This is a genomic window from Mycobacterium senriense, assembly GCF_019668465.1.
In the GTDB taxonomy this organism is placed as follows: domain Bacteria; phylum Actinomycetota; class Actinomycetes; order Mycobacteriales; family Mycobacteriaceae; genus Mycobacterium; species Mycobacterium senriense.
Window position 1 is genome coordinate 1,945,120 of the sequence record NZ_AP024828.1, and the last position, 25,338, is coordinate 1,970,457.

General features: G+C 63.3%; 26 protein-coding genes. 24 read left to right on the forward strand and 2 right to left on the reverse strand.

Annotated features, from left to right (window positions below; genetic code table 11):
- Nucleotides 1-71: 71 nt before the first annotated feature.
- From MTY59_RS09260 to MTY59_RS09275, 4 genes are all read left to right on the forward strand, one after another.
- The gene (locus tag MTY59_RS09260; RefSeq protein WP_221045386.1) at nt 72-653 is read left to right on the forward strand and encodes a hypothetical protein; all 582 of its coding nucleotides are present in this window, start codon (nt 72-74) and stop codon (nt 651-653) included.
- A 204-nt stretch (nt 654-857) separates the two neighbouring features.
- A complete protein-coding gene (locus MTY59_RS09265; RefSeq protein WP_250160776.1) occupies nt 858-1,283 on the forward strand; it encodes a hypothetical protein in 426 nt (141 codons plus the stop codon).
- Between the two features lie 68 nt (nt 1,284-1,351).
- Complete coding sequence (locus MTY59_RS09270) at nt 1,352-1,705, forward strand: hypothetical protein (RefSeq protein WP_084032446.1); 354 nt, start codon at nt 1,352-1,354, stop codon at nt 1,703-1,705.
- Nucleotides 1,706-1,897: 192 nt separating this feature from the next.
- On the forward strand, nt 1,898-2,413 hold the full coding sequence (locus MTY59_RS09275) for a hypothetical protein (protein ID WP_084032433.1): 516 nt from the start codon (nt 1,898-1,900) through the stop codon (nt 2,411-2,413).
- Between the two features lie 99 nt (nt 2,414-2,512).
- Here MTY59_RS09275 and MTY59_RS09280 read toward each other — a convergent pair whose 3' ends face one another.
- On the reverse strand, nt 2,513-3,310 hold the full coding sequence (locus MTY59_RS09280; RefSeq protein WP_043954249.1) for an SDR family NAD(P)-dependent oxidoreductase: 798 nt from the start codon (nt 3,308-3,310) through the stop codon (nt 2,513-2,515).
- Between the two features lie 294 nt (nt 3,311-3,604).
- Between MTY59_RS09280 and MTY59_RS09285 the strand changes: the two genes are divergently transcribed.
- From MTY59_RS09285 to MTY59_RS09330, 10 genes are read left to right on the forward strand one after another with little or no spacing between them, the layout of a single operon-like run.
- Nucleotides 3,605-4,375, forward strand: a complete 771-nt coding sequence (locus tag MTY59_RS09285) for an enoyl-CoA hydratase/isomerase family protein (RefSeq protein WP_221045388.1) — start codon at nt 3,605-3,607, stop codon at nt 4,373-4,375.
- A complete protein-coding gene (locus tag MTY59_RS09290; protein ID WP_221045389.1) occupies nt 4,372-5,175 on the forward strand; it encodes an enoyl-CoA hydratase/isomerase family protein in 804 nt (267 codons plus the stop codon). Before MTY59_RS09285 ends, MTY59_RS09290 begins: the two co-directional genes overlap by 4 nt.
- Nucleotides 5,172-5,957: an enoyl-CoA hydratase/isomerase family protein gene (locus MTY59_RS09295; RefSeq protein WP_221045390.1), complete on the forward strand. Its 786-nt coding sequence runs from the start codon at nt 5,172-5,174 to the stop codon at nt 5,955-5,957. The genes MTY59_RS09290 and MTY59_RS09295 overlap by 4 nt, the downstream gene beginning before the upstream one ends.
- Nucleotides 5,954-7,603: a class I adenylate-forming enzyme family protein gene (locus MTY59_RS09300; RefSeq protein ID WP_221045391.1), complete on the forward strand. Its 1,650-nt coding sequence runs from the start codon at nt 5,954-5,956 to the stop codon at nt 7,601-7,603. The genes MTY59_RS09295 and MTY59_RS09300 overlap by 4 nt, the downstream gene beginning before the upstream one ends.
- A complete protein-coding gene (locus MTY59_RS09305) occupies nt 7,600-8,871 on the forward strand; it encodes an aromatic ring-hydroxylating oxygenase subunit alpha (protein ID WP_221045392.1) in 1,272 nt (423 codons plus the stop codon). The genes MTY59_RS09300 and MTY59_RS09305 overlap by 4 nt, the downstream gene beginning before the upstream one ends.
- Nucleotides 8,868-9,398, forward strand: a complete 531-nt coding sequence (locus MTY59_RS09310; RefSeq protein ID WP_221045393.1) for an aromatic-ring-hydroxylating dioxygenase subunit beta — start codon at nt 8,868-8,870, stop codon at nt 9,396-9,398. Before MTY59_RS09305 ends, MTY59_RS09310 begins: the two co-directional genes overlap by 4 nt.
- Before the next feature lie 7 nt (nt 9,399-9,405).
- Nucleotides 9,406-9,660, forward strand: coding sequence for a hypothetical protein (locus MTY59_RS09315; RefSeq protein ID WP_221045394.1), 255 nt, complete (start codon nt 9,406-9,408; stop codon nt 9,658-9,660).
- Nucleotides 9,657-10,868 carry an acetyl-CoA C-acetyltransferase gene (locus MTY59_RS09320; protein WP_221045395.1) on the forward strand — a complete coding sequence of 404 codons (1,212 nt, stop codon included), beginning with the start codon at nt 9,657-9,659 and terminating at the stop codon, nt 10,866-10,868. Before MTY59_RS09315 ends, MTY59_RS09320 begins: the two co-directional genes overlap by 4 nt.
- A 46-nt stretch (nt 10,869-10,914) precedes the next feature.
- Nucleotides 10,915-12,273: an OB-fold domain-containing protein gene (locus MTY59_RS09325; RefSeq protein ID WP_221045396.1), complete on the forward strand. Its 1,359-nt coding sequence runs from the start codon at nt 10,915-10,917 to the stop codon at nt 12,271-12,273.
- Entirely contained in the window at nt 12,266-13,462 is a 1,197-nt protein-coding gene (locus MTY59_RS09330; RefSeq protein ID WP_221045397.1) for an acetyl-CoA acetyltransferase, read from the forward strand. Before MTY59_RS09325 ends, MTY59_RS09330 begins: the two co-directional genes overlap by 8 nt.
- A 51-nt stretch (nt 13,463-13,513) precedes the next feature.
- Here MTY59_RS09330 and MTY59_RS09335 read toward each other — a convergent pair whose 3' ends face one another.
- On the reverse strand, nt 13,514-14,161 hold the full coding sequence (locus tag MTY59_RS09335; protein ID WP_221046346.1) for a TetR/AcrR family transcriptional regulator: 648 nt from the start codon (nt 14,159-14,161) through the stop codon (nt 13,514-13,516).
- A gap of 295 nt (nt 14,162-14,456) precedes the next feature.
- Between MTY59_RS09335 and MTY59_RS09340 the strand changes: the two genes are divergently transcribed.
- The 10 genes from MTY59_RS09340 (at nt 14,457) to MTY59_RS09385 (ending at nt 25,335) form a co-directional block, all read left to right on the forward strand.
- A complete protein-coding gene (locus MTY59_RS09340) occupies nt 14,457-15,503 on the forward strand; it encodes a DUF7064 domain-containing protein (RefSeq protein WP_221045398.1) in 1,047 nt (348 codons plus the stop codon).
- Nucleotides 15,503-17,149, forward strand: coding sequence for a phytoene desaturase family protein (locus MTY59_RS09345; RefSeq protein ID WP_221046347.1), 1,647 nt, complete (start codon nt 15,503-15,505; stop codon nt 17,147-17,149). Before MTY59_RS09340 ends, MTY59_RS09345 begins: the two co-directional genes overlap by 1 nt.
- Nucleotides 17,150-17,158: 9 nt before the next feature.
- Nucleotides 17,159-18,277, forward strand: a complete 1,119-nt coding sequence (locus MTY59_RS09350; RefSeq protein ID WP_221045399.1) for a phosphotransferase family protein — start codon at nt 17,159-17,161, stop codon at nt 18,275-18,277.
- A gap of 176 nt (nt 18,278-18,453) precedes the next feature.
- On the forward strand, nt 18,454-19,524 hold the full coding sequence (locus MTY59_RS09355; RefSeq protein WP_221045400.1) for an ABC transporter ATP-binding protein: 1,071 nt from the start codon (nt 18,454-18,456) through the stop codon (nt 19,522-19,524).
- Nucleotides 19,525-19,710: 186 nt separating this feature from the next.
- A complete protein-coding gene (locus MTY59_RS09360) occupies nt 19,711-20,115 on the forward strand; it encodes an SCP2 sterol-binding domain-containing protein (RefSeq protein WP_221045401.1) in 405 nt (134 codons plus the stop codon).
- A gap of 4 nt (nt 20,116-20,119) precedes the next feature.
- The gene (locus MTY59_RS09365; protein WP_221045402.1) at nt 20,120-21,658 is read left to right on the forward strand and encodes an acyl-CoA synthetase; all 1,539 of its coding nucleotides are present in this window, start codon (nt 20,120-20,122) and stop codon (nt 21,656-21,658) included.
- A complete protein-coding gene (locus tag MTY59_RS09370; protein ID WP_221045403.1) occupies nt 21,655-22,920 on the forward strand; it encodes a cytochrome P450 in 1,266 nt (421 codons plus the stop codon). Before MTY59_RS09365 ends, MTY59_RS09370 begins: the two co-directional genes overlap by 4 nt.
- A gap of 7 nt (nt 22,921-22,927) precedes the next feature.
- On the forward strand, nt 22,928-23,719 hold the full coding sequence (locus MTY59_RS09375; RefSeq protein WP_221045404.1) for a coniferyl-alcohol dehydrogenase: 792 nt from the start codon (nt 22,928-22,930) through the stop codon (nt 23,717-23,719).
- 39 nt (nt 23,720-23,758) lie between these two features.
- A complete protein-coding gene (locus MTY59_RS09380) occupies nt 23,759-25,144 on the forward strand; it encodes an aldehyde dehydrogenase family protein (protein ID WP_221045405.1) in 1,386 nt (461 codons plus the stop codon).
- Nucleotides 25,144-25,335: a ferredoxin gene (locus MTY59_RS09385; protein ID WP_007170544.1), complete on the forward strand. Its 192-nt coding sequence runs from the start codon at nt 25,144-25,146 to the stop codon at nt 25,333-25,335. The genes MTY59_RS09380 and MTY59_RS09385 overlap by 1 nt, the downstream gene beginning before the upstream one ends.
- The last annotated feature ends 3 nt before the right edge of the window (nt 25,336-25,338 follow it).

Genomic DNA, 25,338 nt, shown 5'->3' on the forward strand with positions numbered 1-25,338 from the left:
AAAGGATGTGCTGAGGGATGGAATCCGTAGCAACCGGCCGGACCGGAACTCGTCTCCGGAGCAGTCTCGTGATGATGTGCATGCTGCTCGTTCTCTCTGGAACGGCAGCTCTCATGGCTCGCGCCGGCGCTGATCCGCTAGATCCACCGGGCCGCGACACGGTGCCTCCGCCGTTGGCGCCGGTCAAGCCCATGGCAAATTGGCAGCCCAAATTTCCATTTCCGTTCGACCAGACTCGGGGGAACGTCACCGACGCGGATATCAATGCCGAGCGCGAAATGTGTGGGTGGTTCAATGCCGATTACGCGGATTTGAGGCTACAGATCGAGAGATTCAACAACAGCGTATTGAGCAGGAACGGTAACTGGAATGCTGAGGGGATCCCGGAGCGGCAAGCTGCCATGACTGCGAATATTGATCAGTCGGTGGACTTCCTTGCTCCCCGTACTCAGTCGCTGACTCAGAGCTATGACCATGCAGGAGATATGTATTTCCCGATTTACGAGGGTCAAAGCTTTTACATCCTCTGGCAGAACCTGTCGAACGTCAGCGCGGGCATCAAGGGCCATCAGCCGACCTGGTTCACCGGACCATCGTTTCAGCGGGTAATGCACTACGGCAGCAAGATCCAGCGGTCCCATGTCTGCGACTGAAAGTGGTCCGGTGGGCTGCATCTCGATGAGGAGGCACACGTGTTGAGAATTCATGTCGGCACGGCTGTGCCGGCACGGGCGCGTCAAGGTCGCGCGCCGGCAGTCGGCGCGACGTTGGTCGCGCTCGCCGCGGCCTTGAGTAGCGCCGTACTGTGCGCACCGCTGAGCACTGCCGATCCGTCCCCCGCGCTCCAACAAGCCGTCATGTCGGCGCGCAGTGGCACAAGTTGCCCGCCGCTGCGGTATGACCCGATCGACGAGCACGCTGCGGAGATCGTGAACCGCTCGACCGACGCCTACGTCAGCCACACGACCAGGAATTCCCCCGCGGACTCGCCGACAGGCGCACTGCCCATCCTCAAGGACCTCGGCAGCAGCGCGGGCAAATCGTGGTCGCTGCAGGGCGCTGGGCACGACAGCGACGCCGACGCGATCAAAGGCGCGATACTGGAAGGGACTACGCAGGGCGCCGGCGTTAGCTTGAATGTCAGCCCGGGTGTGTTCAAGACGCTGGAAGACACGGGTCCAGCGCCATTGGCGGATTGCTCCTACACCGATTTCGGTGTCAGCCTTCTCCACAATGCAGATACCGGCCTCTCGCTTGCTGTCGTCGTCCTGGCGGGCAAATGATCCCGGCTGGTCAGCGCGCGCAACGGCGGAGTCGCGGTCTCCGGCGCGCCGCGGGGTCGATCGCCGCCTTGGCGGCGATCAGCATTTCCGCGCTCATAAACCCATCGACTGCGCGGGCTGATGAATCCGTCACCTATGAAGTCGTGTCCGACGTGATTACCGTGGCAAACATCGAATACGAGGATTCGTCAGGGCGGGTGGCGATACCGAACGTGCCGCTGCCCTGGCGAATTGACGCGACGATAGCCTCGGTAAAAGCTCCGCCACCGAGTGGAAGCCAGGTTCGCGCAGATTGGCGTCCGACCGCGGGCCCGTCCAAATGGGTAAGTGCGCGCATCTTTTACCAGGGCAAGCTCCTGTGCCAGAACACTCTCGATGTCGGTGATGCCGCTTGCTACGGCATTACGCCACGTATTACGTAGGCCCGCGATGAGACCCACCCTTATCGCCTTAGTAGCCAGAGCAGATTTCCATCGTTTCGCTAAGCGGGCCGTGAGAGGTGGTCGGGAGAATTGGTGATCAGGTCAAAGCCAAGAACTGTTCGACGCGGACGCGGACTCGGTCGAGGGATCAGAGATGGCCTCTTCCGCACTGCGGCCGCTGTCGGGGTAGGCATGCTGGCCCTCGGCGATCCCGGGGTGGCGCAGGCCGATCCGGCACCGGGCGCCGGGCCTGACCCCTTTCCGGATATCCGGTTTTACGACGAGGTCAACGCTGAAGACTTCGCATCTCCGGGCGGAGTGTTTTTCTTGTCCCCGACAGGACAGACGTGTGGGATCTGGCGCCGGGGCAGCTTCGGCTGTGCCGGCGATATTCCCGGCACCGGTCCGGGAATCGGCCATATCGGCTGGATCGAGGGAGACCGGGCAGTGCACTATGACTGGTCGGTAGCGGCGCGGTTTCCCGGCAACCAAGCCGACAAACCGTTGCCGCCGCACGCCCGTATCGACCACGAGGGAACGAGCTGCGCGGCAACTGGCGACAACAGAACCTACTGTGAGCGCGGGCCAATGAGGTTCGTCATCGAACCCACCAAGACCTGGCTGTCGGCGCCGTGGATAGACCTGGCCTGGGTCCAGCTCGGGCCGGCATCGTGTGCGCCACCCGGCGGCGGCCCGTGCTACTCGTAGTGACGAAGTCGCAAACCTAGAACGCGAAATCTCGGCTGCTTTCGGGCTCTGCTGCCGGCGCGCCGATACCGGCGCTCGCCCCTGCCGGGACGGCCGCTGTTACGGGATCGTGTAGCCGCCGCTGACCGAGATGAGTTGGCCGGTGACCTGCCGCGCCGCCGTCGGCGAACAGAACCACGCCACTGCCTTCGCGACGTCCTCGGCGCTGGTCAAGCGGCGAAGCGGAGTGCCCTTGATCATGTAGTCGATTTGATCCTGGTTGAAGACCTCATCCTGGCCGACGGACCACAGGCTCGATTCGCCGATCGCCTCCGGGCCCTCGGGAATCACCAGGCCCGGGCAGATGACATTGGACCTGATCCCATGGCGGCCGTGTTCGCGCGCCACGGTGCGGGCCAGGGCGACCATCGCTGCTTTCGACGCACCGTAGACGCCTTGACGTATCTGACCGAATGCAGCGTCGCTGGCGATAAACGCGATCGCGCCGCCGCCGGCCTCCTTCATCGGGCCGATCGCGGCCTGCGTGGCCGCGATCGCGGTGAACAGGTTGACTTCGATGGTGCGTTCCCACTTTTCGCGGTCGGTGTCGGTCGCGATGAAACCGGGCACACTCCAACCGGCATTGTTGACCAAGACGTCGATGCCGCCCCAACTATCGACCGAGACGCCAATTGCGGCCTCGGCTTGGTCAGGAGCCGTAAGATCACCTATCGCGACTTCGACCTCGGCGGCGCCCCTATCTTGCGCTTCGCGGCGAACCCGGTCCGCCTGAGCTTTATCGATATCGCTGATCACGATTCGAGCACCCTCCGAGGCGAACACATGCACGATGCCGCGTCCGATGTTCGAAGCGCCGCCGGTCACTACCACGCGGGCAGCTTTCAGTCCAAGGTCCATTCCAAGCTCCTCATTGGGGCGGCTGTTGTGACCGCCGTCATCTTAGTTTAACGTGGATTAGAAATAGGGGTAACTGGATTCGATAGAGAGAGGTCACGATGGGTGAGTCGTTGATCGACCAGTGCGCTCGCGCTACCACTGGCGACGGCAGCGGCTCCGGCCGTCCGGCGCTACGACCGGGGATGGGGCTCGACGCCCACCGGGAGATAACCGACAAGGGCGTCGGGTGAGGGGTACCGCTGATTTGGCCGAATTTACCGTTACCGTAATGCAGTTCACCGGAGGACCCAAGCGATGACGCTGGTGCGACGCGATGTCGTCGATGGAATAGCGTGGGTCACGCTCAATCGACCGGAGAAGCTGAATGCGATCAGCGTCGGCCTGAACGAGGAGTTGGCGCAGACCATCCTGGAGGTAGGTGACAACCCCGACGTCACTGTTGCCGTCATCCGGGGCGCCAACGGAAACTTCTGCGCGGGAGGCGATTTCGAGGAAGTAGAGCGCCTGCGGTCGAAGGGATCTGATGCGCTGCGGGAACTTTTCGTGGGGTTTCGGCGTGCGTGTGAAGCCATTGCCCGCGTCGAGGTTCCGGTCATCGCGGCGGTCGAGGGTGTCGCAATGGCCGGCGGTTTCGAGCTGATGCAAGCCGCAGACATTGCGCTGGTCAGCGACGACGCCAAAATCGCTGACAACCACATCAAGTTCGGGATGGTTCCCGGCGGCGGTAGCAGTCAGCGGCTGGCCCGGCTGGTGGGGCGTCAGCAGGCACTGGGACTGCTGCTCTCCGGCGATCGACTCTCTGGCGCCGAGGCGGTACGCCACGGTTTGGCCTATCGAAGTTTTCCGCAAGCCGGTTTCGACGAGGGCGTGAGACGGTTCGTCACCGCGTTGGCCGGGCGGCGCCGCGAGGCTGTCATGTCGATCAAGCGCCTCGTCTACGCCGGAGTCGAGGTGGCGTCACCCCGCGGATTGGATGACGAAATCGACACGGTGGTCAACCACATCTGCGAGGGTGCCGGACAGAACGGGGCGGCCGCATTCAGACAGCGAGGAGTCAAACGATGAGCGTCAAAGAAACTGTGGCGCCGGTCGCCCTCGATGTCGCGGACGGCGTTGCCAGGCTGCGTCTGAACCGGCCGAAGGCGTCCAACGGGATGAACGTCGAGTTCCTCAAGGCCCTGCACGAGAAGGTGCTGGCGTGTCATGCGGATCCCGCGGTACGCGTGGTGTTGCTCACAGGCGAGGGGCGCAATTTCTGCGCCGGCGGCGATATCCACACCTTCGAGTCCAAGGGTGCAGATCTCCCCGATTATCTGCGCGAGGCCACGGCATGGCTGCAACTGGCCACTGCCGCGCTGATCCAGCTTCGGGCGCCGGTGGTGACGGCCGTCCAGGGCTTCGCTGCCGGGGGAGGCGGACTGGGATTGGTGTGCGCTTCCGACATCGTCATCTCGGCGCGATCAGCAAGATTCTTCTCCGGCGCGGTCCGGGTCGGCATGGCACCAGATGGTGGCTCATCAGTGACGCTGGCGCAATTGGTTGGTCTGCGGCAGGCGTTGCGGATCCTGCTGACCAATCCCACCCTGACAGCCGACGAGGCGCTTGAAATCGGGTTGATCACCGAGGTCGTCGACGATGACGAATTGCTCAATCGCGCAGAGGAATTGGCGGCCGAGCTGGCGACGCTGCCGAACCGCGCCTTGTCGGCCACCAAGCGCTTGGTATGGAGCGGATTGGGGTCGTCGGTCGAAGAACGCCTGGCCGAAGAGGCGCGCACGGTTTCCGAACTCTCCGGAACCGCCGACGCCCTCGAGGGCCTGCGGGCTGTCATCGAACGCCGCAAGCCGAAATTCACCGGACAATGAACGCCGATTGTGTAGTCACCGAAGACCGCGGTGCGGTGCGGATCATCACCTTGAACCGGCCCGACAAGCGCAACGCCATCGATCTTCGGGTCCGAATCGAGCTTGCCGGCGCGTTCGAGCGCGCCGACGCCGACACCGCGATCCATGCAATCGTGCTCACAGGTGCGGGGCCTGCATTTTGCTCGGGTGGCGACATCACGTCAATGCAACGTATGGAACCCGAGCCGGCGTTGGAACGGGCTCAGCTGGCACAGCAGGTGATTCGCGCGATTTGGAGAACCCCAAAGCCCGTCGTCGCCGCTTTGGAAGGCTCCGCCTACGGTGCGGGCGTCGCGCTCGCGGCCGCGTGCGACCGTGTGGTCGCCGCCCGAAACGTACGCTTTGCGACGACTTTCACCAATGTGGGCCTGGCGGGCGACATGGGCACCTTCATCTCGCTGCCGGCCCGTGTCGGTGTGGCCCGCGCCCGGCAGATGCTGATGATGCCGACGCCGTTTGACGCGATCGAGGCATTGAGCATGGGTCTCGTCGATGCGCTCGTCGAGCCGGGATCTGCGTTACAAGCCGGATTAATCGACGCTGAGCGACTCGCCGCCGGCCCCACGCACGCATACGGCGTAATCAAATCGCTACTCGCACAGGGGCCTTCAATGGACCCGTTCGACGTCTTGGATCGCGAGGCTCAGCACCAGGCACAATTGTTCGGCACCGACGACTTCGCCGAGGGGATAGACGCTTTCCGCACCAAGCGACGACCGGAATTCGGAGCGCCGGCGCGGTGAGCGCGAAACTAGCCGGGCGCCTTGACTGGTCGTACCTGGACGCCGACACCGGAACGGAGTTGGTGGACCACACCGTCGGTGGCCTGCTGACCGAACGTGCCCACACCCACCACGATGTGGAGGCCTTGGTCGGCCCGCGTCATGGCGATGGGGCGCAGCTGCGATTCACGTACGGAGAGCTGCTGGATGAGGCCTCCCGGGTAGCGACCGCGCTGTCCCGGTTGACGCAGCCCGGTGATTATGTCGCGTTGTGGGCGCCGAATGTGGTGGAGTGGCCGGTAATTCAGTATGGCGCGGCCCTTGCCGGCGTGGTCCTTGTCGCGCTCAACCCTGCGATGCGTGCCGGCGAACTGCGCTACGCGCTGCAGCATTCTGGTGCCTCGGTGCTGATCCATGCTGACCGCAGCCGCGACTATGACTGTGCCTCCGTCGTAGCCGAAATCGCCCAGTCGCTCCCGGCCTTGCGCACCATCAGCTTGTCGTCCCGACCGCAGTGGCGAGCTGACGCTGTCGACGGCGCGGTGATCGCCGCGGCTCCAACCGACCCTGATGAAGCAGTCATGCTCCAGTACACCTCGGGCACCACCGGCACGCCGAAAGGAGTACTGCTGCGCCACCGTTCGCTGATCAACGTCGCGAAGCTGACCGTCCAGTCTGCGGGCATCCCCGCCGGAGCGGTAACCGTGAACCCGCTGCCGATGTTTCACACCGCCGCCTGCGTGATCAGCACGCTGGGTCCGATGTGGATCGGCGGTACCGAGGTGCTGATCGGCCGGTTCGAACCCACCACGGTGCTGGAGATCCTGCGTCGCACACAGGCGTCGGTTCTATTCTTCGTACCCACGATTCTGTCCAGTCTCGTCGCAGCGCAGCGCACCGCCACCAATCCTCCACCCCGGCTGTCCATCTGCCTCGGCGGGGCGTCCGCCGTATCGGCGGAGCTCATCGAGGCGACCGAACGCACTTTCGGCGCGGCAGTGGTGACTGTCTTCGGTCAGACCGAGCTGGCGTCGGTTCTCACTGCAACGCGGCCCGACGACGCCCGTGCCGATCAGCTCCATACCGTGGGTCGCGCACTGCCGCAGGTTGATTGCAAGGTCGTCGACCCGGCCACAGGTGTGGTCTTGCCGGTTGGGCAGCCGGGCGAGATCTGCGCGCGCGGCTATCAGCAGATGATCGGATACCTGCACGATCCTGAGGCCACAGCTGCGACGGTTGATGCGGACGGCTTTGTGCACACCGGCGATATCGGTGCCATGGACGAACGTGGCTACCTGACCATCACCGGCCGGCTCAAAGAGCTGATCATCCGCGGTGGCGAGAACATCGCCCCAGCAGAAATCGAGGCATGTTTGTCCACGCATGACGCGAACGCCCGGGTGTGCGTCTTCGGTCTTCCCGATGACCGCCTGGGCGAAGTTGTGGGCGCTGTGATCGAGACCCACGATCCGTTGCCGACAGATCTCGTTGATCGGTTGCATGCGCGTGCGCGCAAACACTTGACACCGCACAAGGTTCCGCAGCGTTGGTTCTTCACTGAGGACCTTCCCAGAACGCCCACCGGCAAGGTGCGCAAGTTCGCCTTACCCGACCTCATCGCAAACGGTAGCGTGCGCGAGATCTCCCGAGAGGAGCCCCAAGAATGACTTCGTTGATCGAGTCAGCCTCCGCGACCGGCAGTCGCTACGACCAGTTGATCAAACGCGACAAGGTGCATGGATCGCTCTATACCGACCCCACCATCTTTGCCGAGGAGCTACGCAAGGTTTGGTATCGGTCCTGGGTTTTCGTCGGTCACGAGAGCGAGGTGTCCCAGGCGGGCGACTATGTGCGTAAGCGCCTCGGATTACAAGACGTCATCATGACCCGCGACCGCGACGGGCAGCTGCACCTACTGCTCAATCGCTGCGCGCACCGTGGCAATCAGGTCTGCGACGACGCCAAGGGCAACTCGTCGACCTTCCGTTGTCCATATCACGGATGGACCTACCGCAACGACGGTGAACTCGTAGGGTTCCCGTTCTTCAAGGGCTACGGTGAGCGCAAGCTGGACTTGCCAATGGGCAGGGTGCCGCGAATGGATACCTACCGCGGGTTCGTGTTCGGCAGCTTTGCCGCCGACGGCCCCAGCCTTATCGAGCACCTCGGCGCAGCCGCCGGTGAGATAGACCGGCTAGTCAGGCTCTCGCCGGAGGGGGAAGTCCAGCTCACCGCCGGGTGGTTGCAGCATCAGACCCGTGCCAACTGGAAATTGTTGGCGGAGAACGAAACCGACGGTTACCACCCCCAGTTCGTGCACGGCTCGATCTTCGGCGTCACCGGTAGCCCGATCGGTGCTCTGTACAGCGAATCGTCGACCGCGGTGACCCGAGACCTGGGAAACGGTCATAGCGAAAACGACTTGCGGCCGGAGTTCCGCAAGTTCGCCCAGCCATTGCGGTGGTTCGGCACCAGCGAGGACCGGGTGCCCAACTATGTCGCGGCGATCCGCAAGCGATACGGCGATGCGGCAGATGAAATCCTCATCGAAGGTGGGCCGCACGTGATGATCTTCCCCAACCTGTTCATCGCGGAGATCCAGGTATTCAACATCCAACCGGTGTCGGTGGGTGAGTGCATCCAGTACTCCACGGCCGTGCAACTGGCCGGCGCGCCGGAGATGAACAAGCGCATGGTGTCGCAGTGCATGGGTTCGGTCGGGCCGGCCGGAATGCTGCTGGCCGACGACACCGAGATGTATGAGCGTAACCAACTGGGCCTGGAGAACCTGACGCCAGAATGGCTCGACGTTCGTCGTGGACTCAGTCGCGAAAGCGTCGACGAGAACGGCTTCACTATCGGCGGAGCCACCGATGAGACTGGGATGCGCGGGTTCTGGTCGCATTACAAGATGCTGATGGAGACTGAATCGTGACGAGCACGCGCGATGACGCCCCCACCGTAGGGCGACTGCCTGAGGGCTTCGACCGCTGGGAGGTCGAGCAATTCCTGTACCGGGAAGCGCGCTATGCAGACGAGTCCGACTACGACGCCTGGGAGGCGTTGTGGACCGATGATGCGCTCTACTGGGTTCCGGTCGCCTCGACCGACGATCCGCTGCGCGCGATGTCGGTGATTTACGACAACCGCAGTCGCATCGCGACTCGCCTCAAGCAGGTTCGCACCGGCAAGCGTTATGCCCAGGCGCCGCCGTCGAATCTTCGTCGTCTGTTGTCCAACATCGAAATCCTCGGTACTCAGCCAAATCCCAGCGGCGGAGTCGACTTGGAGGTGGGCGCCAACTTCATGGTGCTGGAATCGCGGGCTCGCGGCAATCACCTGTGGGGCGGCCGCGTCACGTACCGGGTGCGTCGCCTGGACGGGGAGTTACGACTGGTGTACAAGAAGGTGGATCTGGTGGATAAAGACCGGCCGATTCCTACCCTCGGATTTCTGATCTGAGCCTTTGATGACGATTGAATTCGGCGACGGCGGTGCCGTGAGCGCGGCCGGTGTGGGTCCGGTTATCGGCAGTGAGTTCGCCCAAGTGTCAGTAAATTTCGATATCAGAGGTAATTCTCCGCGGCTGAGGCTGGAGGACCTTCGATCTGGTCGCGTGCGTTACCTCGATGCGTTGGAACTGGAGACCATCGTCTGGCTGCCTGAGGATCGATTGACCGCCCTGATGAATCCCTCGTCCGATCGTTGGCGGGGCGACGCGTGAGGCGCGCGGCGATAGTCAGCCCGCTGCGCACGGCCGTCGGCGGCTTCGGCGGCACGCTACGGCCGTTGCGCGCCGAGGACCTCGCTGCGCGAGTGATCGACGCGGTCGTCGAGCACAGCGCCGTCGATCCGGCCGCCATCGAGGACGTCATATTCGCGCAGTCCTACGCGAATTCCGAGGCGCCGTGCATCGGACGGTGGGCCGCACTGCATGCCAGACTTCCGATCAGTGTCCCCGGTCTGCAGATCGACCGGCGCTGCGGTGGGGGACTGCAGGCGGTTGTCACCGCGGCGATGACAGTGCAGACCGGCGCCGCCGACGTCGTGCTGGCCGGCGGCGTCGAGTCGATGAGCAACATCGAGCACTACACCACGACGGCGAGGTGGGGATCCCGTTCGGGCAACCAAACTCTCTACGATCGCCTCGACCGCGGGCGCGAATTATCGCAGCCGCCCGCGCGATTCGGCCCGATCAGCGGCATGATCGAGACGGCCGAGAACCTGGCCACCGATTACGGCATCGACCGCGAAGCGGCCGACAGCTATGCCGCGCGCAGCCATCAACGCGCCGCGGCGGCCCAGCGGGCAGGTCTGTTCGACGAGGAGATCGTCGCGGTGCAGGTGCCGCAGCGTAAAGGCGAGGCGCTGGTTTTCGACCATGACGAGGGCGTCCGTCCGGACACCACATCGGACACGCTGAGCCGCCTGCGCACAATGATGCCCGGCGGCACCGTCACCGCAGGCAACTCGAGCCAGCAAAACGATGCCGCGGCAGCCTGCCTGGTGGTGGCCGAGGATCGGCTAGACGATCTCGGCCTGGAACCGCTCGCTTATTTCGAAGGCTGGGCCGCCGTCGGCTGTGAGCCGTCACGGATGGGCATCGGTCCGGTCGGTGCAGTGGAAAAGCTTTTTGGTCGAACAGGATTGAACTTCGATGACCTGGAGCTGATCGAGCTGAACGAAGCGTTCGCTGTGCAGGTATTGGCGGTGCTGGCCGGATGGGGCGTCAAGCTCGACGACGTCGAAGACCGGCTGAACGTCAATGGATCGGGCATCTCGCTGGGGCACCCCATCGGCGCCACCGGGGTCCGCATACTCACCACGATGTTGCACGAGTTGCGCAGGCGCGGTGGCGGTTTGGCATTGGAGACCATGTGTATTGGTGGCGGGCAGGGGATCGCAGCGATATTCCGTGGAACATCGTCATGACCGGCGACCAGGGTGCGCGGCGAGTCGAGGCGAAGGTTGTGTGCCGATGAAGGACCTGGTCGGCTACGCGGCATACCTGCCCCGCTACCGATTGGCCGGCAACGACATCGGGTTACGCCGAGGAGACCGGGTAGTCGGTGGGTTCGACGAGGACAGCACGACGATGGCGGTGGCGGCCGCAGCGGCGATACCCGACGCACAGAACGCCACTGCGCTGTATTTCGCCACCAGCACACCGGCTTACGCCGACAAGACCAACGCCACCGCGATCCACGCCGCGCTCGGTCTGGCGGAAGACAGCCTGGCCGTCGACTTCTGCGGAACGGGCCGAAGCGGGTTCGCGGCAGTCTTGGCCGCCGCGGGCACCGGCGGCCTCGCGGTGAGCGCCGACATACGCGTGGGACGGCCCGGATCGGCGGACGAAAAGCTTGGCGGCGACGGGGCGGCAGCATTGCTGTTCGGAGACAGCGATGAGGCTCTCGCCGAGGTCGTCGCTAGCGCATCGCTGACAGCGGAATTCCTGGATCGTTGGCGCGCGGTTACTTCGGTGACAGGCGAGCAATGGGAGGAGCGGTTCGGCGCCGAGCGTTACGCGGCGCTCATCCGTGCCGCGGTCGAACGCGTTCTGAACGCTGCCGGTGTAGCCGACGTTGACCACGTGGTGCTCGCTTGCCCGAACAGCGCGATCGTCAAGCGAGCGGCGGCCTTGGTCAAAGGGGAGAAGTCGGTGGTCACCTCGCCCATCGGCTTCTCGGGTGCCTGTGATGCGGCACTGGCATTGTGCAGCGTGCTCGATACCGCCGATGCGGGGGACACCATCCTTGTGTTGTGGGCAGTCGATGGCTGTGACGCGATGCTGTTGCGGGCCACGACCGCGCTGCCGGGCGCGCGTCAACCACAGCCGGTCACCCAGCAACGAGCCGACGGCCTGCCCGTCGCGCACTTGACGTACCTGTCGTGGCGCGGGTTGGTCGAGATGGAACCCCCGCGCCGTCCGGAGCCGGACCGGCCCTCGGGGCCGGCGGCGCAGCGGTCTGCGCCGTGGAAGTTCGGCCTCAGCGGATCGCGCTGCGAGGCTTGCGGATTCGTCCATCTCCCACCGGGCCGCGTCTGTAAGAGTTGCGGTGCTACCGACCAGATGGGCGTCATACCCGTTGCGGCCATGCGAGGGACCGTGGTTACCTACACCGTCGACCACCTGGCGTACTCACCGTCGCCGCCAGTCGTGCAGGCCGTGGTCGACGTGTCCGGTGGCGGCCGATTCGCCTGCCAAGTTGCCGATGCCGAGCCGGAACGCATCCAGGTCGGATCAACGGTGGGATTCACCTTCCGGCGCCTGTTCACCGCAAACGATGTGCACAACTATTTCTGGAAAGCCCGATTGGACGGGAGCAGCGATGGCTAGCAGGGGAATAGCGGGCAGGGTCGCAGTCGTGGCGATGGGCTGCTCGCGATTCGGCGAACGGTGGGCCGACTCTGCCGACGACTTGCTACTCGAGGCCTACAGCGAGTGCATGGCGTCGGTTCCGGGCTTGAGCGCGAACGATATTGACGCCTATTGGCTGGGCACTTTGAGTTCGGGGATGTCGGGCCTGACGCTGAGCCGGCCGCTGGGAACCGGCGACAAACCGGTGACTCGGGTGGAGAACATGTGCGCCAGCGGATCGGAGGCTTTCCGCAACGCCTGTTACGCGGTCGCCAGTGGTGCCTACGACGTGGCGATGGCTGTCGGGGTGGAGAAGCTCAAGGATTCCGGCTTCTCCGGGTTGTTACGTCAAGATCCGCCCAGCGACGGCACCGCTCCCGAACTGTCGATGACGGCACCTGCGGCTTTTTCGCTGCTCGATCCGGCCTACTGCGCGAAGTACGGCACCCACGCTGACGAGATGCGTGCGGCGATGACTCACGTTGCCTGGAAGAACCACACCAACGGCGCCCGTAACCCCAAGGCGCAGTTCCGTTCTGCCGTCGCCAGGGAAACCATCGACAAGGCGCCGAAGGTGGCCGGACGGCTCGGCGTTTTCGACTGCTCTGGGGTGTCCGACGGCGCCGCCTGCGCAGTCATCGTGCCGGCCGAACGCGCACATGAATACACCGAAACGCCGATGTATGTTCTCGGGCTCTCACTGGTCGCCGGCTCGGGCCGCGGCGCGATGGATCCCGGTTACGACTACACCAGTTTCCCCGAGGTTGTGCGCTCGGCCCAGGACGCCTACCGGCAGGCGGGCATAGCGGATCCGCGGAGCGCATTCTCTCTGGCCGAGGTCCACGACTGCTTTACACCCACCGAGATCGTGTTGATGGAAGATCTCGGATTCGCCGACCCCGGTCAGGCGTGCAAAGACGTGCTGGCGGGCGACTTCGACGCTGACGGTCGTTTGCCGATCAACCCCGACGGTGGCCTGAAGTCATTCGGGCATCCCGTTGGCGCCAGCGGGCTGCGGATGCTCTACGAGGCGTGGCTGCAGTTCCGCGGAGAGGCGGGCCAGCGACAACTGCCCGATCCGCATACCGCGCTTACCCACAACCTGGGCGGGCGTCCGGGCAGTTGTGTCTCTTTCGTCTCGGTGGTAGCCGCGACTCAAGGGATCTAGAGCGCGACGCCGTGCTGGGCGTGTCTTTCGTCTCCGCGAGGACAGGCCAGATCAGTGCAGTTCTTCAGCGGCCGTGCGAACGATGGTTTGGGCTTCGCTGGCTGGTATTCCGAGCGCCGCGAGGACGTGCTGGGCAAATGCCCGGTCAGCGTCTGGACCATGCCGTCCGTCGAGGATCTCGCGAATGAGAGCGAAGGCGCCGCCGATCACGGCAGTCAGTACCACCTCGATGTCGGCGACAACGAAGCGGTCGGTCGCGATACCGCGTTCGACAGCGACCCGAGCATGGGGGTGGACCGCTTCGCCGAACAGGGCCTCCGAATGGCCGATGTTCACGATCAGCCGGGCGAAGTCAGGTTCGTCGTAAGCCAGTCGGATCACCCTGAGGTTGGCCAGCGCGACCACGATCGCCGGATCGGTGTCCGCGTTGATGTCGCTGATCGTTGCCAGCGCGAGTTTGGACAGGCTCTCGGTGATCACCGCCTCCAGCAACTCCTCTTTGGAGGAGAAGTAGTTGTAGAAGCCGCCCAAGGCGATATCTGCTTCTTCGGTGATGTCCTGAATACGCACGCGAGCAACGCCTTTCGCAGCGATCAGCGAGCGAGCGGCATCCATCAGCGACTGCCGCGTGCGGAGACGCTGACGCTCGACGCGGGTCAGCGTCTTGCTTTCGGGAGCAGAGGCCACGCCCGAATTCATACGCGCTGAATACGCATTCATGCTTGAAATCCTATTCACGTCCATGTTAGCTTCGAGTGGCGCCGTGAACTGGCCCACATGAGTAGGAAGATTCTGATGGTTTCTCCGCTGCTGTCGGCGATCCCGGGCCGCCGGTCTTTGCGGCGATGCCCAGGGCCGGCAAGGCAATCGTGAACATCTTGGTGTCCGGCGTGGCGGCGTCGGGAGCACGGTCGCGCGTGCTTCGAGCTGGTTACCGCGGGCCCATCCGTCGGCTGCTGTCTGCCATCAAACCTGTTGATGCATAGGAGTGTTCATGCCGCTACACACCCATCCCGCTGAAACCGATCTGCTGTTACCGCTGCCCGCAGCAGGGGAGCAGTGGGATCCACACCTCATCCATACGCATTACTTCGGCTTCTCGGTTCCCGAGGCGGCGATCGGCGTATTCCTCTACGTCCGCTACCAGCCGGCGTTCCCGTTATCACAAGGCGGTGTCTGCATCTTTCAGGGCACCGACAACATCGAATACACCGACATGGCTTTCCTGGACTACGAGATAACGATGCCGTGGCCCAGAGTGTCGGGAAACACGATCACCACGGACAACGGGCTGACGATCGACTTCACCGAGCCCGGAAAGACCGCGCGGCTCACCTACGACAGCGGTGATGGAGCCGCCTCGATCGATGTCATCGCCAAGGCGGTAACCCCGCTTCTGGCGCGAGGGCATGTGATGCCGGGGGAGGAAGATCACCACGAATCAGCGCGGATGCCCGGCGGCACTGAGCAATTCATGCACGTCACCGGCGAACTACGACTGCGCGGCGACGTTCATGCGGTCAACTGCTACGCACCGAGAGATCGATCGTGGCGCCAGATCCGGGTGGAACGCCGCGGCGCAGTCCCGGTTCCGCCGGTCGGTTGGTCACCGATGTACTTCGGTCCGGATTTGATCTTCAACCAGATCAGCTTTGAACCGCTGGACACCGATCCCGCGTGGGCCGGGCTCTACGAGGTCGGCGACCGCGCGTCACACCACTTCGCCTGGATTCAGCGCGGCGACGAAAGCCGGTCGATCAAGTGGGTACGCCGCAACGTCCTCGAGTACCACCAACGAACGTATCTGCCGATGCGTCAAGAGATCACTACCGAGGACGAGCTTGGCGAGGTGTACCGGTTTCAGGGCGAGGCGATCGCCTGCGCGTCGCTGCCGGCGTGGCCTAACACGTCCTTCCACGACAGCGTCTATCGCTGGACCGACGAACAGGGCCGGATCGCCTACGCGACGTACCAAGAACTGTGGTTTCACGAGTATCAGCAACTGATGAAACGCCGTGCGCTGGCCGCGTGGCAGTCGTGATGGGAGGGCAGGAAGTGTTTCATTCGAAGAACAATGACTACGACGTCGTAGTGATCGGCGCCGGCCACAACGGGCTGACGGCCGCGGCCTACCTCGCCCGGGCGGGACTTCGGGTGGTCGTGCTGGAGGCCTCGCCCACGTCTGGCGGCATGCTGGGCACGAACGCCATCTTCGACAATGCACCACAGCATCTGATCAACGAAGGCGGTATTCAGGCTTCGCTGTTCCGCTCGAGTACCGTCGAGGCTGATCTGGACCTGCAACGCCACGGCCTGCGGCAGGTCATCGCCGATCCGTTCCACGTGCACCTCGATCCTGACGGACCATCGCTGGCTTTCTGGAAAGACCCGGCGCGTACGGCTGACGAGCTGAAGTACTTCTCGCGCAAAGACGCTCGCGCCTATCTTGAGTTCGCCAAACAGCTGGACGCGGCAATGGATCTCGCGCTGCCATTTATGAACGGCCACCCGACCCACCCATCAGGTAAAGCGATCCTCAATGCGATACCCGTGGCGATGCGACGGCGCAAGGATCTGCTGCCTCTGATCAGCTTCCTGACCCGGTCGCATGCCGAGATCATCACCGAGCGCTTCGACACTCCACTATTGCGCGCCGCACTGGCGTCGATGCCGCCGTTCTGCTGGATGACTCAGGATGGCACCGGTTGGGCGTTGATCTATATCGCAATGTGCTTGCGTACCAACTCGTCTCGGATGGTGGGAGGTTCGGGCGCGTTGCCGGGGGCCATTCAGCGTTCGTTCGAGGCGCATGGCGGCAAGGTACGACTGTCCGCACGCGTGGAAGAGTTGTTGCTCGACCGCGGTCAGATCAGCGGTGTTCGACTCGAAAGCGGCGAGGTAGTGCGCGCGCCTTATGTGTTGGCGTCGTGCAGCCCGAAACTCACCCTGTGCGAGCTTTTGCCACGCGGGGTTCTCGACGACACCATGCAACGACGCGCGGATGCCATCCCGGTCGATGTGGTCGAGGCCGCGACGCTCAAGATCGATGTCGCACTCGACGGTCAGTTGTCCCTGCCGCGCCACCAGGCTTGGCGAGATGACGGCTTGGATCTGCGCGAACCGATCTGCGCCTGGCAGACATTCGAAGAGCATATCCGGGCGTGGGAGGACACCATTGCCGGACGCTGGCCGGACCCGATCTGCGGCATCGGGATCATTCCGACAGCCCTGGATCCCAGCCAGGCACCGGCCGGCAAGGACACGTTCTGGTACTGGTCCGGCATCACGCCGGCACATCCCGACGAGCCGTGGGAGGACGTCCGGGACAAGATCGGCGACCGCGCATTGAGCGCAGCTGCCGACTTCTACAAAGGACTGGACTCGATGGTCATCGAGCGACGGGTGTTCAACATTCCGGACCTGGCGACGCGCTTCAATGTGCCCGGCGGCAACGTGTATCACGTCGACCCAGCCGGGATGCGGTTCGGACCATTACGGCCCGCAACGGGTTTCGGCAGTTACGACACGCCAGTTCCGGGGTTGTTCCTCAGCGGCGCCGGGACGCATCCCACGGGCGGTATCAGCGCCATTCCCGGTCAGCAATCGGCCAGATGGCTACTGAAAAAGATGAAGCGGTCCAACGGCTTGGTCGGTCGCGCCAGCCAGCGAATCTCGAACTCTCGTTGAGGAGATCTCATGGCACTGAAGAACGTGATCGACACCGATGTCGCAGCCGACAAGCTGGCTTACTGGTTGTCCTCGAAAATCCCTGAGGCCCAGCAGATCACGGTGACTAACTTGCAGGTTCCCGGTGCAGGCGGGTTGTCGAATGAAACGGTGCTGTTCACCGTGAATTGGAACCAGGACGGTGCGGCGGTCACGAGAGGCATGGTCGCCCGGGTGCAGCCCAACGGCCCCGGCGTGTTCCCGGATTACAACCTGCACAAGGAGTGGGCCGTCATCAAGGCATTGGGTAGACACACGAAGGTGCCGGTCCCCAAGGCCTACTTCTACGAAGAAGATCCGTCCATTCTCGGTTCGCCGTTCCTGGTCATGGAGCGCATCGACGGACGCATCCCGGCTGACGACCCACCGTTTACGGCGGCCGGGTGGGTGCTCGACCTGACACCTGACCAGCGACGTCAGATGTGGCATAACGGCATCGACACGATGGCCGCCATTCACGGAGTCGACTGGCTCGGGGCCGGGTTGGGGTTTCTCGACGCACCCGAGAACCACAGCGGTCTCGACGCCGGCCTGGCTCATTGGCGGAAGACATTCGACTGGGCGGCCGAGGGCGAGCCGAACCCGACGATCGAAGCGGCCCTTACGTGGCTCGACGAGAACCGGCCTGAATCCGATACAGAGAAGGTGCTCAATTGGGGCGATGCACGGGTCGGCAACATCATCTTCTCTGACAGCCTGGCGGCCGCGGCGGTGCTCGACTGGGAGATGGTCGTACTGGCCAGCCGTGAGCAAGAAATTGGCTGGTGGCTGTTCCTCCAGCGCCATCACACCGAAGGTGTGGGCCTGCCGCTGCCTGAGGGCATTCTCGATCACGCCGAAACGGTCGACTACTACGAGCAAATCACGGGTTACCGGTTGCGAAACCTGGATTATTACGAGGTCTTGGCCGGAACCCGGTTGGCGATCCTGATGGTTCGGGCGGCGCACCTGATGATCGGTGCCGGACTTCTGCCGCCGGATGCCACGATGGCGCTGAGCAATCCGGCTACCCAACTGGTCGCGAAGCTGCTCGGGCTGACCGCTCCAGACGCGGTCAGCATCAGCTTCATCGGCAATCGTGGCCAGTGAGGCGACGCGATCGGTGGCGTCATGCACCAGCCTGAGATTTTTCTATTTAAGATAAAAATCCTGCTGCCACGTCGACGCAGCGAAGCTATGCTGGCCCCGGCGGACACGCATGAGCGGTTTGCTCGCGCGCCGAGCGAACCGGCGATGAGCAAGTGTCGAAACGGGAGGGGTTTGGCGTGGGTATCGGTATTTCGGTTACGGGGCTGACGAAGTCGTTCGGCGCTCAGCGAATTTGGGAAGACGTGACGATGGACATTCCGGAGGGCGAGGTCAGCGTGCTGCTGGGCCCGTCGGGTACCGGTAAGTCGGTGTTCTTGAAGTCGTTGATCGGTCTGCTGCGCCCGGAGAGCGGCTCGATCGTGGTGGGCGGCACCGATGTCACCGAGTGTTCGCCCAAAGAGCTCTACGACATCCGCACCCTGTTCGGCGTAATGTTCCAGGACGGCGCCCTGTTCGGCTCGATGAACCTGTATGACAACACCGCGTTCCCATTGCGCGAGCACACCAAGAAGAGGGAAGGCGAGATCCGTGACATGGTCATGGAGAAGCTGGAACTCGTCGGTCTGGGCGGGGATGAGAAGAAGTTCCCCGGTGAGATCTCCGGTGGTATGCGCAAGCGTGCCGGGCTGGCCCGCTCGCTGGTGTTGGACCCGCAGATCATTCTGTGTGACGAGCCCGACTCGGGTCTGGATCCGGTCCGTACCGCCTACCTGAGCCAGCTGATCCTCGACATCAACGCCCAGATCGACGCGACCATCTTGATCGTGACGCACAACATCAACATCGCGCGCACGGTGCCCGACAATATGGGGATGCTGTTCCGTCGCAAGCTGGTCATGTTCGGGCCCCGCGAAGTGTTGCTGACCAGCGACGAGCCGGTGGTGCGTCAGTTCCTCAACGGTCGTCGTATCGGGCCGATCGGCATGTCCGAGGAAAAGGACGAGGCCACCATGGCCGAGGAGCAGGCCCAAACTGAGGCCGGCCACCACGACGGTGGTGTCGAGGAGATCGAGGGCGTGCCCCCCCAGATCACCTGCACTCCGGGTATGCCCGAGCGCAAAGCTGTGGCCCGTCGTCAGGCCCGGGTTCGGGAGAACCTGCACCTGCTGCCCGAGCATGCCCAGGAGGCCATCCTCGAATCGTTCGCGAACGCCGGCAAGCACGCCGCAGCTCAGGACTACGACGATTACGCCGACCAGCACGACGAGGCCGATACCGCATCGATCCCGGTCTTGCGAGGGTCCTGAGCCCGGCCGCAAGGGTGATTGGCGGGTTGGTGACGGGGAGCAGCGCCTTACCATAAGTGGACTTATGGTAAGGTCCCTGTGACGGGGGTCATAGACCGTGCTGAGCATACTTCGTGGCACGAAACCTGACTCGGCGGCGATTTGAATCTTAATTAAATTAAAACTGAGATTAAGGAGACATGAAACATGGGGTTCAGGGACTCGGCGGAGGTCGCAAAATACATCGGCGGGATTTTCGAGACGGCTTTCGAGGATGAAGAAATCGGGCCGAAGCTAGTCGCCACCGGACTCGTGGTGGCGTTCGACTTCTCCGATCCCGAGGCGCTTGTGGTCATCGACATGGCGAACAAATCCGTGCGCGAAGGACTCGAGGGCGGGGCGCCGCCGGTCGCCACCATGTCCATGACGGCCGAGACCGGCAACGGGTACTGGCAGGGCAAGGTCAACCTGCCACTAGCGATGGCCAAGAAGAAGATCAAAGTCGACGGCAACGTCGCGAGCCTGCTCAAGCTGGCCCCCCTCGGAAAGAAGCTGTATCCGAGCTACATCGAGCGGCTCAAGAACGACGGTCGCGACGACCTGCTCGTCTAGGCCGATGTTCCCCGGTACACACGCGCAGTCTGCCCCGGACCGACCGGCTGTGATCATGGCTGAGTCGGGCCGGACACTGACGTACGGCGTACTCGACGATCATTCGGCCCGACTCGCGTCGGCACTGCACGGAATGGGCCTACGCAGAGGCGACGTCATTGCGCTGGTCTCGGACAACGCGCCCGAAGCTTTCGAGATCTATTGGGCCGCGTTACGTTCTGGCCTGTACATCACCGCTGTCAATTGGCACTTGGCTCCAGAGGAAGCGGCATACATCCTGCAGGACAGCGGCGCGAGCGTCGTGTTCGCCTCGGCCGGGGTCCGGGAATTGGCCAATCACCTGCGTGATCGGGCTTCAGGGGTACTACATTGGTACTCCTTCGGCGATGCGATCGCCGGCTATCTGCCCTACGACGACCTACTGGCCAGCGCCAACCCGACGATCACCGATCAGCCGCGCGGTTCGGAGATGTTGTATTCATCGGGAACCACCGGACGGCCCAAAGGTATTAGGCCGCACCTGCTTCCGATCCAGGTTGACGAGGCCGGGGATCCGCTGGTGGGGCTGCTGGCCCAGGCCTTCAAGATCACCAGCGATGACGTATACCTGTCGCCCGCACCGATTTACCACACCGCCCCGCTGAAGTGGTGTGGTGGGGTTCAGGCATTGGGCGGCACCGTAATTCTGATGGAGCGGTTCAACGCCGAACAGGCACTGGCCGCCATCGAGAAGTATCGAGTGACGGTCAGTCAGATGGTCCCGACGATGTTCGTCCGCATGCTGCAGTTGCCAGAGGAAGTTCGCAACCGCTACGACCTCTCGTCACTGAGGCTGGCCGTGCACGCGGCAGCGCCCTGTCCGCCAGACGTCAAAGACGCCATGATCGACTGGTGGGGCCCTGTGCTGGTCGAATACTATGGCGCCACAGAGCAACACGGCACCACCGTGATCACCGCCGCGGAGTGGAAAGACAAGCGTGGATCGGTGGGCAAAGCCGCGCTGGGTGTCCTGCACATCTGCGACGAGGAGGGCCGTGAGTTGCCCCCGGGTGAGGTCGGGGCCGTCTACTTCGAGCGCGACGTGGCGCCCTTCGAGTATCACAACGATCCGGAAAAGACCGCTTCGTCGAGGCATCCGGCCCACGAGAACTGGACCACTGTCGGCGACATCGGTTACGTCGACGACGACGGCTACCTGTTCCTGACCGATCGGAAAGCATTCGTGATCATCTCCGGCGGAGTGAACATCTATCCGCAGGAGATCGAGAACGTCTTGACGCTGCACCCGAAGGTCTTCGATGTCGCGATCATCGGCGTGCCCGATGCGGAGATGGGGGAACAGGTCAAAGCCGTCGTCCAATTACGCTCTGAGGCAACGCCATCTCCTGAATTGGCAGACGAGATCATCGCCTACGTCCGGGAGCGCATCGCGCATTTCAAAGCACCCCGCTCCGTCGACTTCGTCGACGAGCTGCCCAGGACAGCCACCGGAAAGCTCGCTAAGAGAAGTCTCAAGGACCGCTATATGGAGGCACCCGCATGACTACTGAGACACCAGCCAAAACCGACCGCCCGCCCTTCGACCCGGTAAACATCTCGTCACAAGCATTCTGGGCGCAAAGCTTCGACGAGCGCGAGAAGGCATTCAAGATCCTTCGCGACGAACGCCCCGTGAGCTGGCACCGGCCGATCGAAGGTTCCATGATGGAGCCCGAAATCGACGGGGTCTGGGTCGTGACCCGCCACGAGGACGTCAGCTACGTCAGCAAAAACCCCGAGATCTTCTGCTCCGGGCAGGGCATTACGTTCGAGGCCGTTCCCGAAGAGATGCTCGATGCAACGCAGTCCTTCCTGGGTATGGACGGGGCGAAGCATTCGAGCTTGCGACGGCTGGTCAGTTCAGTCTTCACGCCACGCCAGGTCGCCAAGATCAAAGAACAGATCGAGCACCAGGCGGAATCGATTGTCAGCGATCTGATCGAGGCGAAGGAAGGCGACTTCGTACAACAGGTGGCCAAACGCCTTCCGATGTGGACCATCTACGAGATGCTCGGACTGCCCGAGGACGAGCGCGACGAGGCGGCGCACCTGGCAGAGGGCATGGTGGCGTGGGCCGATCCCGATGTCGCGGCCGGTCGTGAACCCGGCGAAGTGCTGACCGACTCCCTTGTCGGGCTGCTCAACATCGGGATCGGTCTCGCCGAGAAGCGCCGGGCGCATCCGCAGAATGACTTGATGACCTCCCTGGTCCAAGCGGAAGTCGATGGACGGCAGCTCACCGACGACGAACTGGGGCCTTACTTCGTCCTGCTCTCGGTGGCAGGCAACGACACCACTCGCACCACCACCACCTTCACCACAATTGCTTTGCAGGAATTTCCCGACCAGAAAGCCTTGCTGGCACAGGATTTCGACGGGCGGATCAAAGTCGCGATGGACGAGTTCGTCCGCTGGACGACCCCCGTCATGACGTTCCGGCGCACTGCCACTCAGGACACCGAGCTGCACGGCCAGCACATCCGCGAGGGCGACTGGGTGACGATGGTCTACTCCTCGGCCAACCGCGACGAGCGAGTGTTCAACAACCCCAACGTATTCGACATCACCCGCTCACCCAATCCGCATCTCGCATTCGGCGGAGGCGGCCCGCACTTCTGTATGGGTGCGTTCATGGCCAAGATGCAGCTGGAGTCGATCTTCCGCGAGCTGATCTTCCGGGCGCCGGGCCTGCGCGTCGGCGAGCCCGAGTACTTGACCGGAAACTTCATCACCGCAGTCAAATCCCTGCCCTACTCGATCGACTAGGAGAGCTATGGCCGACTTTTCCGGGAAAAGCTACGTCGTCACCGGCGCCGCATCAGGCATCGGACACGCGGTGGCAGAACGTTTGCTGTCTGCAGGAGCGGAGGTGCACTGCCTGGACCGCAACCAACCGACTGCGCCGGTGACCCGACACATCGAAGTCGATTTGGCGAACCCCCACAGCATCGACACAGCGGTGGAACAACTCGACGGAGAATTCGACGGCTTGATGAACATCGCCGGTATACCGGGCACCGCGCCGGCCGACCTGGTGCTGGCCGTCAACAGCCTTGCGGTTCGTCACTTGACGGAGTCGTTCTTCGAACGATTAAAGCCGGGCGCCGCGATCACCATCGTGTCGTCGACGGCAGGGTTCGGCTGGCCGGAACGGCTCGACCTGATCCGGGATCTGTTGGCGACCGACACCTTTGAGGAGGGTGCGGCCTGGTTCAAGGCCAACCCGCAGCAGGGCAACGCCTACAATTTCTCGAAGGAAGTTTCCACCGTCTACACCCTGTCGATGGGTTTGGCGGTGGCCGAGATGGGTTTTCGGATCAATGCGGTGCTGCCCGGACCGGTCGAAACGCCGATCTTGGTCGACTTCGAAGAATCGATGGGCAAAGACACGCTTGACGGATTGAAGAATCTGCTCGGGCGTCACGCCGATCCGGGCGACGTTGCCGACGTGGTGCTTTTTCTGGCCGGCGACGACGCTCGCTGGGTCAACGGTCAGGCTATCGCGGTCGATGGCGGAATCAGCGGAGCGGTCGCGAGTGGCGTAGTCCCCGCGCCCGAAATCTGATACCGCCCAAAGAAGAACCTATACCGCTCAGGAGAATCTGTGACTATCTCGGCACCGAAGATCACCGCTGGCGCCAATGTGCTCGCCGATCTTCGGAAAGTTTTCGACAGCGGTCGAACGCGGGGCTTGCAGTGGCGACTGGAACAGCTACGCGGCATCGAGCGGTTCGTCGAGGAGCGCGAGCCCGCGATCGCTGCAGCCTTGGCCGATGACCTCGGTCGCAGTGCTGCGGAGGCCTGGCTGGGCGATATCGCCTCGACCAAGGGCGAGGCCGTCTATGCGCGCAAGCACCTGAAGAAGTGGATGCGCCGGCGACGGGAATCGTTGCCGATGGCGCAGTTGCCTGGTCGGGCATGGGTGCAATACGACCCGTTGGGCGCTGTGCTGATCATCGGTCCGTGGAACTATCCGCTGTATCTGAGTCTGGCGCCGCTGGTCGCCGCGGTGGCGGCCGGCAACTGCGCCGTGATCAAGCCGTCCGAACTCGCGCCTGCCACATCGGCGTTGTTGGCGCGACAGCTCAGCCAGTACGTCGACCCCGAGGCTGTACGTGTCGTGGAAGGTGACGCCGCGGTCACCCAAGACTTGCTGGCGGCGGGCTTCGACCACGTTCTTTTCACCGGCGGAACCGAAGTCGGCAAGAAGATCATGGCCGCGGCGGCACCAACGCTCACCCCCGTCACGCTGGAGCTGGGCGGCAAGAGCCCGGTGATCGTCACGGCCGATGCCGATATCGATGTCGCCGCCCGTCGCATCGCATGGGTCAAGCTGCTGAACTCCGGCCAGACGTGCATCGCGCCGGATTACGTGCTCGCCGATCACAGCATCTCCAACGAACTCGTCGGCAAGATCGTCGGCAACCTTCGCGACTTTCGTTCGGACGAAGGTGGTCTGGGGGTGCCGATAGTCAACCAGCGTCAATTCGACCGGCTGGTCTCGCTGATCGGCAGCACCGAAGGCGAAGTGGCCGCCGGCGGCCATTGGGACAGCAGCACGCTGCGCATCGAACCGACCGTCATCGTTGATCCGTCACCCAGCGACCCGGTCATGGCCGACGAGATCTTCGGTCCGCTTTTGCCGATCATCACCTACAGGTCAGTCGACCAAGCAGTCGATTTCGTCAACGGCCGACCGAAACCATTGGCGCTGTATGTTTTTGGCTCCGGACGCGCGAGCCGCGGCCTTGTTGATCGCATCCCATCCGGCGGCGCGGTGATCAATCACGTTGCTATGCATTGTCTGGTGCCGTCGCTGCCGTTTGGCGGTGTGGGCGCCAGCGGCATGGGCGCCTACCACGGTAGATGGGGCTTCGAAACGCTCAGCCACCGCCGCGCGGTGCTGTCCAAAACGGCGAAACCCGATCCGCGTCTGGTCTACCCGCCCTACAGCCGACTCGCCCTCAACATCATGCGGAGATTGTTCTGATGAAAGTCAAGGTTGACACCACCAAGTGTTCAGGAATCGGGTTGTGCGAGGTCACCGCACCGTCGGTGTTCGAGATCGGCGACGACGGCCAGGCGCACGCCATCAAATCCGAACCAGCGCAGGGCGAAAGGGCAGAAGTCGAAGAGGCGGTGAACAACTGTCCGACCGGCGCGCTGTCTATCGATGAATAGGGA

Bases quoted from the DNA above. Each gene is read 5' to 3' on its own strand.
- MTY59_RS09260 (WP_221045386.1), top strand. From the start codon at position 72: ATGATGTGCATGCTGCTCGTTCTCTCTGGAACGGCAGCTCTCATGGCT.
- MTY59_RS09265 (WP_250160776.1), top strand. From the start codon at position 858: ATGTCGGCGCGCAGTGGCACAAGTTGCCCGCCGCTGCGGTATGACCCG.
- MTY59_RS09275 (WP_084032433.1), top strand. From the start codon at position 1,898: ATGCTGGCCCTCGGCGATCCCGGGGTGGCGCAGGCCGATCCGGCACCG.
- MTY59_RS09280 (WP_043954249.1), bottom strand. From the start codon at position 3,310: ATGGACCTTGGACTGAAAGCTGCCCGCGTGGTAGTGACCGGCGGCGCT.
- MTY59_RS09285 (WP_221045388.1), top strand. From the start codon at position 3,605: ATGACGCTGGTGCGACGCGATGTCGTCGATGGAATAGCGTGGGTCACG.
- MTY59_RS09290 (WP_221045389.1), top strand. From the start codon at position 4,372: ATGAGCGTCAAAGAAACTGTGGCGCCGGTCGCCCTCGATGTCGCGGAC.
- MTY59_RS09295 (WP_221045390.1), top strand. From the start codon at position 5,172: ATGAACGCCGATTGTGTAGTCACCGAAGACCGCGGTGCGGTGCGGATC.
- MTY59_RS09305 (WP_221045392.1), top strand. From the start codon at position 7,600: ATGACTTCGTTGATCGAGTCAGCCTCCGCGACCGGCAGTCGCTACGAC.
- MTY59_RS09315 (WP_221045394.1), top strand. From the start codon at position 9,406: ATGACGATTGAATTCGGCGACGGCGGTGCCGTGAGCGCGGCCGGTGTG.
- MTY59_RS09325 (WP_221045396.1), top strand. From the start codon at position 10,915: ATGAAGGACCTGGTCGGCTACGCGGCATACCTGCCCCGCTACCGATTG.
- MTY59_RS09330 (WP_221045397.1), top strand. From the start codon at position 12,266: ATGGCTAGCAGGGGAATAGCGGGCAGGGTCGCAGTCGTGGCGATGGGC.
- MTY59_RS09335 (WP_221046346.1), bottom strand. From the start codon at position 14,161: ATGAATTCGGGCGTGGCCTCTGCTCCCGAAAGCAAGACGCTGACCCGC.
- MTY59_RS09340 (WP_221045398.1), top strand. From the start codon at position 14,457: ATGCCGCTACACACCCATCCCGCTGAAACCGATCTGCTGTTACCGCTG.
- MTY59_RS09345 (WP_221046347.1), top strand. From the start codon at position 15,503: ATGGGAGGGCAGGAAGTGTTTCATTCGAAGAACAATGACTACGACGTC.
- MTY59_RS09350 (WP_221045399.1), top strand. From the start codon at position 17,159: ATGGCACTGAAGAACGTGATCGACACCGATGTCGCAGCCGACAAGCTG.
- MTY59_RS09360 (WP_221045401.1), top strand. From the start codon at position 19,711: ATGGGGTTCAGGGACTCGGCGGAGGTCGCAAAATACATCGGCGGGATT.
- MTY59_RS09365 (WP_221045402.1), top strand. From the start codon at position 20,120: ATGTTCCCCGGTACACACGCGCAGTCTGCCCCGGACCGACCGGCTGTG.
- MTY59_RS09370 (WP_221045403.1), top strand. From the start codon at position 21,655: ATGACTACTGAGACACCAGCCAAAACCGACCGCCCGCCCTTCGACCCG.
- MTY59_RS09375 (WP_221045404.1), top strand. From the start codon at position 22,928: ATGGCCGACTTTTCCGGGAAAAGCTACGTCGTCACCGGCGCCGCATCA.
- MTY59_RS09385 (WP_007170544.1), top strand. From the start codon at position 25,144: ATGAAAGTCAAGGTTGACACCACCAAGTGTTCAGGAATCGGGTTGTGC.